This is a genomic window from Kaistia sp. SLG-1, assembly GCF_059699055.1.
Genome location: NZ_AP048544.1, coordinates 3,359,196 through 3,370,804, shown reverse-complemented (window position 1 = coordinate 3,370,804; position 11,609 = coordinate 3,359,196). Strand labels below are relative to the sequence as shown.

Below are 11,609 nucleotides of genomic sequence, written 5' to 3'. Positions count from 1 at the left end.
CCGATGCGCGGATCGCCGGGACGAGGTGCGGATGAGATACGAGGTCGAGCCCGGCGCGGGCATCAGGCTGGCCATGCCGCTGGAAGCGGGCTTCCGGCCGGAATATGCGCTCGCCTATCATGGCCGCGATCCGCTCAGCGTCAGCGAGCGGGTCTCAGGGCGGACGATCGCCAAGACGATTCTCGTCGATGGCCGCGCCCATCGGCTCGAAATCGACCTTTCGGACGCCGACCTGGCAACAGCCCCCGTCGCCCGCGTGCGGGTCGACCATGACAGCATCCCGTCGGAGCGCGTCGAGGCGATCGCCGCCCGCATGCTCGGCCTCGCCAGCGATCCCGTGGGCTTTGAAACGTTGATCGCGTCTCGCGCCGATCGCGCCCGCATTCTCGGGTCGCGCAGCGGGTTGCGCATTCCCCTGACAGCCGACATCTGGGATGCGGTCTGCTGGGCGGTGATCGGCCAGCAGATCAACCTGACCTTCGCCGCCGCCCTGCGCCGGGCGCTGATCGAACGCACGGGTCCACTGCATATGGAAAGCGGCATGCGGGCTCATCCCGATCCGGAGCGCGTCGCGGCGCTCGAGGTCGAGGATCTGACGGCGCTGCGCTTCTCGCGCTCGAAGGCGAGCTATCTGATCGGCGTGGCGCGCCTTGTGAGCGAAGGGTCGCTGGCGCTGGAGGATCTGGCGAAGGGGACGGTGACTGACGCGGAGGCGGCGCTGGTCGCCGTGCGTGGCATCGGCACCTGGACGGCGCGCTATATCATGCTGCGCGGCTTCGGCTTTCCCGACATGGCGCCGATCGGCGATTCGGGGCTGGCGACGGCGCTGCAGCGCCTGCTGGCGCTTCCCGAGCGGCCGGACACCAAATTGCAGGAGGCTTCGATGCAGGCCTTCGCCCCGCACCGAAGCCTCGCAACGGCCCATCTCTGGGCCGGACTCGCGGACGCTTAGAGCCTTTCATCGTTTCATGGAAACGACGAAAGGCTCTAACTATTTGTTTTGTCGCGTTTTCTTCACGCGAACCGGTATCCACTTCGCTCGAAAACGCTTTAGGCGGACGGCGCGAAGTCGAGGAAGCCGACGATATCCGCGAGTTGGCCGGCTTCGACCGTGGCGAAGTCGGTGCCGCCGGCGATCGAGGGTCCGCCATCCGGCCCGAGCTCCCAGGAGAAGCGGATCCGGTCCTCATAGGCGTCGACTTTGCCGACCTGCTTGAAGCGGAGGCCGGCGAAGCGGTCCTGCACGGCGGCCAGCATCTGGTCGATGCCGCCGCGCCCCTCGCTCTTCATCAGGGGATCCACGTAGGAAGCGGATTGCGTGAAGGTCGCGGCGATGAGGGCGCGGCGCTTCTCGGCGTCGGTCTCGTTCCAGCTGGCGATGTAGCGTTCGACGAGGGCGTTGGTCATGATTGGTCTCCGGGGTTGTCGTTGCTGACAGGCCGGAGATTTGCGGCTCGGGGGCATGAAGTCGATTACCTCGGAGGTAATTGGATCGCCGATCGGCGGCAGGCTATCGTCGGCGCATGGAAACCAATTCGCGCCCGATCGGCGAGCAGATCCGCGACTGGCGGCAGCGCCGCCGCATGAGCCAGATGGATCTCGCGGGCGACGCCGAGATGTCGACGCGGCATCTGAGCTTCATTGAGACGGGCCGGTCCCGCCCGAGCCGCGACATGGTGCTGAAGCTGGCGGCCGAACTGGACGTGCCTCTGCGCGAGCGGAACCTGATGCTCGTCGCCGCCGGCTTCGCGCCGGTTTATCGCGAGCGCCGGATGGACGATGCGGCGATGGCGGCGGCGCGCCGTGCGGTCGCGCGCATCCTCGACGGCCATGAGCCCTATCCGGCGCTGGCGATCGACCGGCACTGGAACCTGGTCGCGGCCAACGCCGCCGTCATGCGCCTCGTCGCGGGCGTATCGCCGGCGCTGCTGGAGCCGCCCGTGAACGTGCTGCGGCTGGCGCTGCATCCGGACGGACTGGCGCCGCGCACGGTGAACCTCGCCGAATGGCGGGGGCACCTGCTGGCGCGGCTCGCGCACGAGATCGACCTGACCGGCGACACGGTGCTGGCCGACCTGCTCGACGAGCTCCGCGCCTATCCCTCCCGGAGCGACGTGCGCCCGGCCGCGAAGGACGATTTCGGCGGCATCGCGGTTCGTTTTCGCGTCCGCTCCGGCGACGAAACGCTCTCCTTCATCTCGGCAACGACGCTGTTCGGCACGCCCGTCGACGTCACGCTGGCGGAACTCGCGATCGAATCCTTCTTTCCGGCCGACGACGAGACGGCGGAAGCCTTGCGCCGCGCCGCCGCTCAGCCATGATGCGGCGAACAGGCGTGGGGACAGACCATGGTGAAGCGGACGCTGCGCGAACGGCTGAGGTTGCGCAATCTCCTGACGGTGCTCGTCGTGGCGCTCGTCTTCTACGGGCTGGCGGCCTATGTCGTGCTGCCGCTCGCCTGGACCCACTATGAGCACCAGCCCGGCCTGGCCGATCGGCCGATGGTGACGCATACCGCGCAGGGCATTCCCGGTGGCCCGCTGAATGTCGGCCTGGTCGGCGACCGGGAGGACGTGCTCCGCTCGATGCATGCGGCCGGCTGGTTTCCGGCCGACCCGATCACCTGGCGTTCCAGCATCGAGATCGTCGGCAGCGTCGTGCTGGACCGGCCCTATCACGACGCGCCGGTCAGCCCGCTCTACTATGACGGTCGGCGCGAGGACCTCGCCTTCGAGAAGCCGGTCGGCGAGAGCGCGGACCAGCGCGATCATGTCCGCTTCTGGAAGGTGCTCGAAATGGGGGCCGAGGGACGCCCGGTCTGGCTCGGCTCGGCGACCTTCGATCGCGGTGTCGGCCTCAGCCATGATACCGGCCAGGTGACGCACCACATCGGCCCGGACATCGACGCCGTGCGCGATCTGCTCACCGACGATCTGAAGGCGGCCGGCATGGTCGAGGCCACCTATCAGGTCACCGGCATCGGGCCGACCGTGAACGGTCGAAATGGCGAGGGCGACCCCTATTATACCGATGGAGAGATCTGGATGTCGCGCCTCGTGCCGGCCGGCAAGAAGTCGACCGTCCCCGCCGTCGTCCTGCCGCCGCCGGCGCTGGTGGGCCTGAAGGACCGCCTCTGGCATTGGGCGGCCTCGTGGATCTGAGCCATGACGCATGGGCCATGGTGTGTTTCCTCGCTCCGGGCGAGCGTGTATAAGGCAGCACCTTTCGAGGCCCGATGAGGTCCGTCACGCGCTATCGAGCGCGAAAGGCGGGCAAGGGTGTGGAGTGCTCAAGATGAAGACGAGTTGGAAGCCGGATAGCTGGCGGTCGAAGCCGATCCAGCAGGTGCCGGATTATGTCGATGCGGCGGGTCTCGCGGCGGTCGAGGGACGGCTCTCGAACTATCCCCCGCTCGTTTTCGCCGGCGAGGCGCGCAAGCTCAAGAAGAGCCTTGCGGCCGTGTCGCGCGGCGAGAGCTTCCTGCTCCAGGGCGGTGATTGCGCCGAGAGCTTCATGGAGCATCACCCGGACAACATCCGCGACTTCTTCCGCGTCTTCCTGCAGATGGCCGTCGTGCTGACCTTCGCCGGCTCGATGCCGGTGGTAAAGGTCGGCCGCATCGCCGGCCAGTTCGCCAAGCCGCGCTCAGCCCCGACCGAGACGATCGACGGCGTCGAGCTGCCGAGCTATCGCGGCGACAACATCAACGGCATCGAGTTCACGCCCGAGGCCCGCATTCCCGATCCGCGCCGGATCGAGGATTCCTACCGCCAGTCGGCCGCGACGCTGAACCTGCTGCGCGCCTTCGCGCAGGGCGGCTACGCCAATCTGGAGCACGTGCATCAGTGGATGCTCGGCTTCGTCAAGGACAGCCCGCAGGGCCACCACTACCAGGAGATCGCCGATCGCATCTCCGAGTCGATGGCGTTCATGCGCGCCTGCGGTGTCGATCCGGACTCGACGCCGTCACTGCGCTCTACCGATTTCTTCACCTCGCATGAGGCGCTGCTGCTCGGCTACGAGCAGGCGATGACGCGGGTCGATTCGACCACCGGCGACTGGTACGCGACCTCCGGCCACATGCTCTGGATCGGCGACCGAACCCGCCAGCCCGATCATGCCCATGTCGAGTACATGCGTGGCGTGAAGAACCCGATCGGCCTGAAATGCGGCCCGTCGCTGAGCGGCGACGGCCTGCTGCAGCTGATCGACCTCTTGAACCCGGACAACGAGCCCGGCCGTCTGACGCTGATTTGCCGCTTCGGCGCCAACAAGGTGTTCGACCACCTGCCGCAGCTGATCCGCGCCGTCGAGCGGGAAGGGCGCTCCGTCGTCTGGTCCTGCGATCCGATGCACGGCAACACGATCAAGGCTTCGAGCGGCTACAAGACGCGGCCGTTCGACCTGATCCTCAAGGAAGTGAAGAGCTTCTTCGAGGTGCATCAGGGTGAGGGCACGTTCCCGGGCGGCGTCCACATCGAGATGACCGGCAAGAACGTCACCGAATGCACTGGCGGCGCCCGCGCGATCACCGACGAGGATCTTTCGGACCGCTACCACACCCATTGCGATCCGCGCCTCAACGCCGATCAGGCGCTGGAACTGGCCTTCCTGGTGGCGGAACTGCTCAAGGCAAGCCGCCAGGGCGACGTCCGGCATCGTCTCGTCGCTGGGCTCTGACACGGATGGCGGCAGGCGGGGAAATCCACTCCGGCGCCTGCCTCTGCGGGGCGGTGACCTACCGGGTCGCCGGCCCGCTGGCGCCGGTCGTCGGCTGTCACTGCACGATGTGCCGCCGGCAGACCGGGCATTTCCTCGCCTCGACCACGGTCGCGGCGAGTGACGTGACGATTTCCGGGGGCGACAGCCTGCGCTGGTACCCGTCGTCGGAGACGGTTCGGCGCGGCTTCTGTGGCGCGTGTGGTTCAGTGCTGTTCTGGGAGCGGATCGGGCGACCCGAGATCGCCATCGCCATGGGCGGCTTCGACAAGCCGACGGGCGTCCGCTGGGAAAAGCACATCTTCGTCGCCGACAAGGGCGACTACTACGCGATCGAGGACGGCGCGCCGGCCTATGATCGACGGCAGACTTCAACCCATCAGGATTGAGAGCCGGCCGCGGACCCCTTGGGATCCGCAGCCGGAATTCATTTGCCTTAGCGGCCGCTGCCCGTGCGGGTCAGGTGCAGCGAGCTGACGCCGGCCGCGAGGTTAAGGCCGGTCTGGGCCGTCACCGAAAGCGGCTGCAGCGCGACGCTGTTCTGGCCGCCGCCGACGAGGACGTTGGCGCCGAGGCCGACGCCGATCGTCGCCTGCGCGGTCGCGCCGGTGTAGCGGCCCGAAAGATCGCCATGGCGGCGGGTCGGCTCGAACACGTTCCAGACGATCACGCTGTTGCGGGTGACGCCGACGTCGAGGCCGACGCGGTCGATGCGGCCGCTATAGAACTCCACGCCGCGATTGGAATGGAATTCGCAGGAGACGCTGCGGCGCGAGCCGATGATCAGGCCGACACCGGCGGCGACGCGGCAGGTCAGGACGCCCGTCTTGACGGCGGCCTGCGCCGTCGATGCCAGCGGGAGAGTTGCGGTGACGGCAACGGCAGCTGCCAGCAGGGCCTTGTGCAGCTTCGACATGTTCGACCTCGTTCGTAGACGGAAAAAGAGACGGCGCACTGTCGTGCGCCGATCTCCTTCTACACGCGAAACTTGCGTGTAGGCTATGCGGGAGAGCACGTATTCGTGTTCTCGCCGCAAGCCCGCCGCAAGCCGTCCCTACGTCATGCCGTCGCCAGCTCCAGCTGCTGCTTGCGGCGGCCGATCATTAGCGACAGCAGCGCCGCGAGGATGCCGGTCGCGCCGGCGATCAGGAAGGCGTCGAGATAATTGCCCTGCGCCGTCCGCATGTATCCGGCGAAATAGGCGGCCGAGGCGGCGCCGAGCTGGTGGCCGGCGGCGATCCAGCCGAACACGATCGGCGCCTTGCGATCACCGAACGCCTCATTGGCGAGGCGCACCGTCGGCGGCACGGTGGCGATCCAGTCGAGGCCGTAGAACACGGCGAAGATCGACAGGCTGTAGATGTTGAAGTCCGTGAAGGGCAGGAACATCAGCGAGATGCCGCGCAGACCGTAATAGACGAAGAGAAGCTTGCGCGGATCGAAGCGGTCGGTGAGCCAACCGGAGGCGGTGGTGCCGACGAGGTCGAACAGCCCCATCACCGCGAGCAGGCTGGCCGCCTGGATCTCGGGCATGCCCATGTCGCCGCAGAAGGCGATCATGTGGGTGCCGACGAGGCCGTTGGTGGTGAAGCCGCAGATGAAGAAGGTGGCGAAGAGATACCAGAAGGTCTTGGTCCGAGCCGCTTCGAACAGCGCATTGAAGGCGTTGGCGAGCACGTTGCCCTGCGGGCCGCTCGGCAGCGGATCGCCCTCGTCCGCGCCATAGGGACGAAGGCCGATATCCTGGGGCCGCTCCGGCACGAAGAGCCAGGCGACCGGCACCAGGGCTGCCGACACGATTGCCACCGTGATAACGACCGCCTGCCAGCCGCCCCATTGCGCCAGCGCCGCCATGCCGGGCAGGAAGATGAGCGTTCCGGTCGCCGTGCTCGCCGTCAAAAGGCCCATCATCAGGCCGCGATTGGTGACGAACCAGCGGTTCACGATGGTCGCGCCGAGCACCATGGCGACCGCACCGGAGGAGACGCCGGAAAGGACGCCCCATGTAGCAATGTACTGCCAGGGTTGCGTCATGAAGGCGCTGGCGCCGGTGGACGCCGCCATCAGCAGCAGCGCACCGACCAGGACCCGACGAACGCCGAAGCTCTGCATCAGGGCCGCGGCGAAGGGGCCGGTGAGGCCGTACAGGAAGATGCCGATCGCGGCCGCGAGCGAGATGGTGTCGCGGCTCCAGCCGAAGGCGGATTCGATCGGCAGGATCATCACGCCGGGCGCGGCGCGCAGACCGGCGCCGGCCAGGAGACAGACGAAAATCACGCCTGCGACGACGAAGGCATAGTTCTGGCCGAAAGGCCGGCGGCGGACTATATTCATGTTACTGACCGTTCCGTTTCAATCGCGGCTATGATACGTACCGTTCTGTTACATCGTCAAGTGGGTTGGGAGTGCAGGCTGTGACCGTCCGTGCCGAAAAATCGTCGACGAGGGCCCGCAACGGCGCCGATGCGCCGCCGCGCGCGGCCGATCGCATTCGCGCGACCGCGCGGGATCTCTTCTATCGCGAGGGTATCCGCGCCGTCGGCATCGACGAGATCGTGACGCGCGCCGGCGTCACCAAGCCGAGCCTCTATCGCGCTTTCTCGTCGAAGGACGAACTCGCCGCGGCCTATATGCGCGACTACGACGCCGACTTCTGGGAGTCGGTCGACGCGGTGATGGCGAACCATCCGGGCGATCCTCGCGCGCAGATCATGGCCTATCTGACGCGGATCAGCGTCCGCTCGCAAAGCGACGATTATCGCGGCTGCGGGATGACCAACGCGGCGGTCGAATTCCCGGACCGGGCCAATCCGGCGCGGCTGGTCGCCGTCGAAAACAAGCGTGAACTCCGCCGGCGCCTGACCGAATTGGCGCGCGAGCTGGGCGCGGCCGAACCGGAAATCCTGGGCGACGGGCTGCTGCTTCTCGTCGAGGGGGCGTATGTCTCCGGCCAGTTGTTCGGCAAGGGCGGTCCGGCGGGCTCAATCGCGCTGGTCGCCGATCGCATGATCGACGCCTGCCTGAAGCGGTGACGGGGGCAGGATTGGCCATGCAGGTTGAACACTGCGTGCTGCTTCGCGCGTCTTATGGGTGAGGGCGACGGCGACTATCTTTTGCTCAACACGCAAAGGATCTTTCGATGTCGCTTCCCACCCTCTTCCTGTCGCATGGTTCGCCGATGCTGGCGCTGACCGACACGCCGGCGCATCGCTTCCTGCAGTCGCTCGCCTCGACCTTGCCTCGTCCTCGCGCCGTCGTGATCGTCTCCGCTCATTTCGAGACCGGAACGCCGACCGTGGTCTCCGATGCGAACCCGGAAATGATCTATGATTTCCGTGGCTTCCCGAAGGCTCTTTACGAAATCGACTATCCCGCTCCGGGTGATGCCACGCTCGCCGCCGAGGTGGTCGAGCGGCTGCGGACGGCCGGATTGCCGGTCGATGTCGCGCCGAAGCGCGGCTTCGATCACGGCACCTGGATCCCGCTGTCGCTGGTTTGGCCGGAGGCGAATGTCCCGCTGGTCCAGCTCTCGATCCAGCCGCATCTGAGCCCCGCGCATCATCTGATGCTCGGCCGCGCCTTGGCCGGGCTGCGCGAGGAGAACATCCTGGTGATCGGCACCGGCGCCGCGACGCATAATCTTCGCGCGCTGTTCCGCAATCCCGCCGGCATGCCGGCCGTTGACGCGCCTCCCGTCGATTGGGCGCGCGAATTCGCCGACTGGGTTTCCGATCGCGCCGCCGCCGGCGACACGGCGGCGCTCGTCGACTATCGGGCCCAGGCGCCGCATGCCGTGATGGCGCATCCAGAGGACGAGCACTTCCTGCCGTTCTTCGTCGCGCTCGGCGCGGCGGGCGAGGGCGCCCGGGGCGAGCGGATCCATAATTCCTATGAGTATGAGGCGCTCTCGATGGATATGTACCGCTTCGACTGAGCGCTCCGGAGCCGGCGGCCGCGACGTTTTTCGGCCCGCCGCCGCGTTCCCGTTGCCGCCGCTTCGGCGGCGCGGTAAAGGCAGAATATGACCCGCCCCGATACGCTCCGCATCGCCCTTGCCCAGATCAATCCGGTTGTCGGCGACATCGCCGGCAATCTCGAAAAGGCGCGCGCCGCGCGCGCGACCGCCGCGGCGGGCCGCGCCGACGTCGTCATGTTCAGCGAGCTGTTCCTCTCGGCCTATTCGCCGGAGGATCTGGTGCTGAAGCCGGCCTTCCAGGAGGCCTGCCGCGCCGCCTGCGAGGCAATCGCCGCCGATACCGCCGATGGCGGCCCGGCCGTGCTGATCGGCCTGCCCTGGCTCGAGGACGACAAGCTCTATAACGCCTACGCGCTCTGCGACAACGGCCGCATCGAGAGCGTCCGCTTCAAGGTCGACCTGCCGAACTACGGCGTCTTCGACGAGAAGCGCGTCTTCACGCCGGGGCCGCATCCGGGCCCGATCTCGCTGCGCGGCGTGCGCGTCGGCGTGCCGATCTGCGAGGACATCTGGGGTCCCGATCCCGTCGAATGCATCGCCGAGACGGGCGGCGAGATCCTGCTGGTGCCGAACGGCTCGCCCTATCGCCGCCGCGTCATGGACCAGCGCTTCAACGTCTCCGTCGCCCGCGTCACGGAATCGGGCCTGCCGCTCGTCTATCTGAACCAGGTCGGCGGCCAGGATGAGCTCATCTTCGATGGCGCCTCCTTCGTCCTCAACGCCGATGGTTCGCTCGCCGCCCAGCTGCCGGCCTTCAGCGAGGCGATCGAGATCGTCGAGTTCAGGCGGGTCGGCGATGCCTGGCATTGCGCCGAGGGCGTAAAGGCCCGGGTGGAGGAGGGCGAGGAGGCTGACTATCTCGCCTGCGTCCATGGCCTGCGCGACTATGTCGGCAAGAACGGATTTCCGGGCGTCGTGCTCGGCCTCTCCGGCGGCATCGATTCCGCCCTCGTCGCGGCGATGGCCGTCGACGCGCTGGGCGCCGATCGCGTGCACTGCGTGATGCTGCCCTACCGCTACACGTCGGAGGACAGCCTGGTAGATGCCAAGGCCTGCGCCGACAAGCTTGGCGTGCGCTACGACATCGTGCCGATTGCCGAGCCGGTCGAGGGCTTCATGCATGCGCTGGCGCCGATGTTCGCCGGCAGGCAGGCGGATATCACGGAAGAAAACCTGCAGTCGCGCACGCGCGGCACCATCCTGATGGCGATCTCGAACAAGTTCGGGGCCATGGTGGTGACGACGGGCAACAAGTCGGAGATGTCTGTCGGCTACGCCACGCTCTATGGCGACATGAACGGCGGCTTCAATCCGATCAAGGATCTGTACAAGACGCAGGTCTTCGCGATTTCGCGGTTCCGCAACAGCGTCGTGCCGAAGGGCTGTCTCGGGCCGTCCGGCGAAGTCGTGCCGGAGCGGATCATCACCAAGCCGCCGACGGCGGAGCTGCGCGAAAACCAGAAGGACCAGGATTCGCTGCCGCCCTACGACATCCTCGACGATATCCTCGAGAGCCTGGTCGAGGGCGAGATGCGGGTCGGCGACGTCATCGCACGCGGCCATGAGGCGGCGACGGTGAAGCGGATCGAACATCTGCTCGCGATCGCGGAGTACAAGCGCCGCCAGGCCGCGCCGGGCGTGAAGCTCAGCCGCCGCAACTTCGGGCGCGACCGCCGCTATCCGATCACCAACCGGTTCCGCGACCGGGCCTGAGCTTTGGAGGCGGAGCCTGCAGCCATCGGGCTCCGCTCTCGATTTCCAGATTGCCGCGCCAAAGAAAAAGGCCCTCCGATGGAGGGCCTTTCTGTTTCTGTTTTCGCGATCGCCGGGATCAGCCGTGGACGTTGTCCGGAGGCGTCGTGCCGTAGCCGGCGGTCGAGGACGGCTCGGGATCCGGAACGGCGCCGCCCTTGGAATCGTAGACCGCGACCGGATCCGGCGTGGCGTTGCCCAGCACCTTGACCTTGGTGCCGATCGGCGCGCGGTTGTAGAGGTCGATGATGTCCTGGTTCATCATGCGGATGCAGCCGGACGACAGCGATTTGCCGATCGACCAGGGCTGCGTCGTGCCGTGGATGCGGTACAGCGTGTCGACCTTGCCCTGGTAGAGATAGAGCGCGCGGGCGCCGAGCGGGTTGCCGGGGCCGCCGGGCATGCCGTTCGGCCACTTGGCGGCTGCCGGATCGCGGGCCTGCATTTCCTTGGGCGGATGCCACTTCGGCCATTGCTGCTTGGCCTGGATGGTCGCGTCGCCCGACCAGGCGAAGCCCTCGCGGCCAACGCCGACGCCATAGCGGAGCGCGGTGTTGTTCTCGAAGGCGAGGTAGAGGAAATGGTTGTACGGATCGATGACGATCGTACCGGGCTCGGCATTGATGCTGGACGGCAGATCCACCACCTGACGATAGAAGCGCGGATTGATCTTCGTGAGGTCGATCGCCGCGATCGGGAACGGCTCGTCGGTAATCGGGCCGTACATGGACGCGAAGCCCTGGTCGATCTGCGGGGCGCGGCCCGGACCGGTGACGGCGTTCGGCGCCAGGCCGGGAGGCGGCGGAGTCGTCTGGCAGGCTGCGAGCACGACGGGCAGGCCGATCATGAATGTGCGACGGCTAAGCTTGCCCGCTGACTTTAGAGGCTTCGTATCGTTCAAAGCCTGTTCCTTTTCATCATCAAACTGGGATGAACCCAATGAAAGACCGGAACGCTGGAGGAGCGGATCCGGGATCCAACCGTCTCGACTGGCTCGATTCCGCCGACGCCTGGGCGGCGCGATCCAAGAAGATGATTGATATCGTTACTGGTTGCTTTCGCATTTCACCGCAATGACAATTTCGCCACACCAAGGGCCAATCAAAAGTGATCGAAACCAGCGGGGACACGGCGTCGGTGCAATTTGTGCGGCTGGGATGGG

The 11,609-nt window shown here is 66.8% G+C and carries 12 protein-coding genes; 8 read left to right on the top strand and 4 right to left on the bottom strand.

The genetic code is table 11. The features are described 5' to 3' along the window. Positions 1-31 precede the first annotated feature (31 nt). Entirely contained in the window at positions 32-952 is a 921-nt protein-coding gene (locus AC6HZP_RS15305; protein WP_497523568.1) for a DNA-3-methyladenine glycosylase family protein, read from the top strand. Between the two features lie 98 nt (positions 953-1,050). Here the strand turns inward: AC6HZP_RS15305 and AC6HZP_RS15300 are convergent, their stop codons facing one another. Next, entirely contained in the window at positions 1,051-1,407 is a 357-nt protein-coding gene (locus AC6HZP_RS15300; RefSeq protein WP_497523567.1) for a nuclear transport factor 2 family protein, read from the bottom strand. A gap of 116 nt (positions 1,408-1,523) precedes the next feature. On the opposite strand from AC6HZP_RS15300, the gene AC6HZP_RS15295 reads away from it, so the two are divergent. The 4 genes from AC6HZP_RS15295 (at position 1,524) to AC6HZP_RS15280 (ending at position 5,108) form a co-directional block, all read left to right on the top strand. After that, positions 1,524-2,321 carry a helix-turn-helix domain-containing protein gene (locus AC6HZP_RS15295; protein WP_497523566.1) on the top strand — a complete coding sequence of 266 codons (798 nt, stop codon included), beginning with the start codon at positions 1,524-1,526 and terminating at the stop codon, positions 2,319-2,321. 27 nt (positions 2,322-2,348) lie between these two features. Beyond that, positions 2,349-3,161, top strand: coding sequence for an LssY C-terminal domain-containing protein (locus AC6HZP_RS15290; protein WP_201399990.1), 813 nt, complete (start codon positions 2,349-2,351; stop codon positions 3,159-3,161). 133 nt (positions 3,162-3,294) lie between these two features. Then, entirely contained in the window at positions 3,295-4,680 is a 1,386-nt protein-coding gene (locus AC6HZP_RS15285) for a class II 3-deoxy-7-phosphoheptulonate synthase (protein WP_497523565.1), read from the top strand. A gap of 5 nt (positions 4,681-4,685) precedes the next feature. Continuing rightward, the gene (locus AC6HZP_RS15280; protein WP_497523564.1) at positions 4,686-5,108 is read left to right on the top strand and encodes a GFA family protein; all 423 of its coding nucleotides are present in this window, start codon (positions 4,686-4,688) and stop codon (positions 5,106-5,108) included. Between the two features lie 47 nt (positions 5,109-5,155). Here AC6HZP_RS15280 and AC6HZP_RS15275 read toward each other — a convergent pair whose 3' ends face one another. After that, complete coding sequence (locus AC6HZP_RS15275) at positions 5,156-5,635, bottom strand: DUF992 domain-containing protein (RefSeq protein WP_201399987.1); 480 nt, start codon at positions 5,633-5,635, stop codon at positions 5,156-5,158. 143 nt (positions 5,636-5,778) lie between these two features. After that, on the bottom strand, positions 5,779-7,053 hold the full coding sequence (locus AC6HZP_RS15270) for an MFS transporter (protein ID WP_497523563.1): 1,275 nt from the start codon (positions 7,051-7,053) through the stop codon (positions 5,779-5,781). A gap of 80 nt (positions 7,054-7,133) precedes the next feature. Between AC6HZP_RS15270 and AC6HZP_RS15265 the strand changes: the two genes are divergently transcribed. The 3 genes from AC6HZP_RS15265 to AC6HZP_RS15255 all read left to right on the top strand — a co-directional run bounded on the left by AC6HZP_RS15265 (position 7,134) and on the right by AC6HZP_RS15255 (position 10,408). Continuing rightward, entirely contained in the window at positions 7,134-7,751 is a 618-nt protein-coding gene (locus AC6HZP_RS15265; RefSeq protein WP_497523562.1) for a TetR/AcrR family transcriptional regulator, read from the top strand. Positions 7,752-7,858: 107 nt separating this feature from the next. After that, positions 7,859-8,653, top strand: a complete 795-nt coding sequence (locus AC6HZP_RS15260) for a DODA-type extradiol aromatic ring-opening family dioxygenase (protein ID WP_497523561.1) — start codon at positions 7,859-7,861, stop codon at positions 8,651-8,653. A gap of 87 nt (positions 8,654-8,740) precedes the next feature. Continuing rightward, positions 8,741-10,408 carry an NAD+ synthase gene (locus AC6HZP_RS15255; protein WP_497523560.1) on the top strand — a complete coding sequence of 556 codons (1,668 nt, stop codon included), beginning with the start codon at positions 8,741-8,743 and terminating at the stop codon, positions 10,406-10,408. Positions 10,409-10,526: 118 nt separating this feature from the next. Here AC6HZP_RS15255 and AC6HZP_RS15250 read toward each other — a convergent pair whose 3' ends face one another. Further along, entirely contained in the window at positions 10,527-11,348 is an 822-nt protein-coding gene (locus AC6HZP_RS15250) for a L,D-transpeptidase (protein WP_244669490.1), read from the bottom strand. Between the last annotated feature and the right edge of the window lie 261 nt (positions 11,349-11,609).

Excerpts from the sequence above, each read along its gene's own strand:
- AC6HZP_RS15305 (WP_497523568.1), top strand. The coding sequence starts at position 32 with ATGAGATACGAGGTCGAGCCCGGCGCGGGCATCAGGCTGGCCATGCCG.
- AC6HZP_RS15300 (WP_497523567.1), bottom strand. The coding sequence starts at position 1,407 with ATGACCAACGCCCTCGTCGAACGCTACATCGCCAGCTGGAACGAGACC.
- AC6HZP_RS15295 (WP_497523566.1), top strand. The coding sequence starts at position 1,524 with ATGGAAACCAATTCGCGCCCGATCGGCGAGCAGATCCGCGACTGGCGG.
- AC6HZP_RS15290 (WP_201399990.1), top strand. The coding sequence starts at position 2,349 with ATGGTGAAGCGGACGCTGCGCGAACGGCTGAGGTTGCGCAATCTCCTG.
- AC6HZP_RS15285 (WP_497523565.1), top strand. The coding sequence starts at position 3,295 with ATGAAGACGAGTTGGAAGCCGGATAGCTGGCGGTCGAAGCCGATCCAG.
- AC6HZP_RS15280 (WP_497523564.1), top strand. The coding sequence starts at position 4,686 with ATGGCGGCAGGCGGGGAAATCCACTCCGGCGCCTGCCTCTGCGGGGCG.
- AC6HZP_RS15275 (WP_201399987.1), bottom strand. The coding sequence starts at position 5,635 with ATGTCGAAGCTGCACAAGGCCCTGCTGGCAGCTGCCGTTGCCGTCACC.
- AC6HZP_RS15270 (WP_497523563.1), bottom strand. The coding sequence starts at position 7,053 with ATGAATATAGTCCGCCGCCGGCCTTTCGGCCAGAACTATGCCTTCGTC.
- AC6HZP_RS15260 (WP_497523561.1), top strand. The coding sequence starts at position 7,859 with ATGTCGCTTCCCACCCTCTTCCTGTCGCATGGTTCGCCGATGCTGGCG.
- AC6HZP_RS15255 (WP_497523560.1), top strand. The coding sequence starts at position 8,741 with ATGACCCGCCCCGATACGCTCCGCATCGCCCTTGCCCAGATCAATCCG.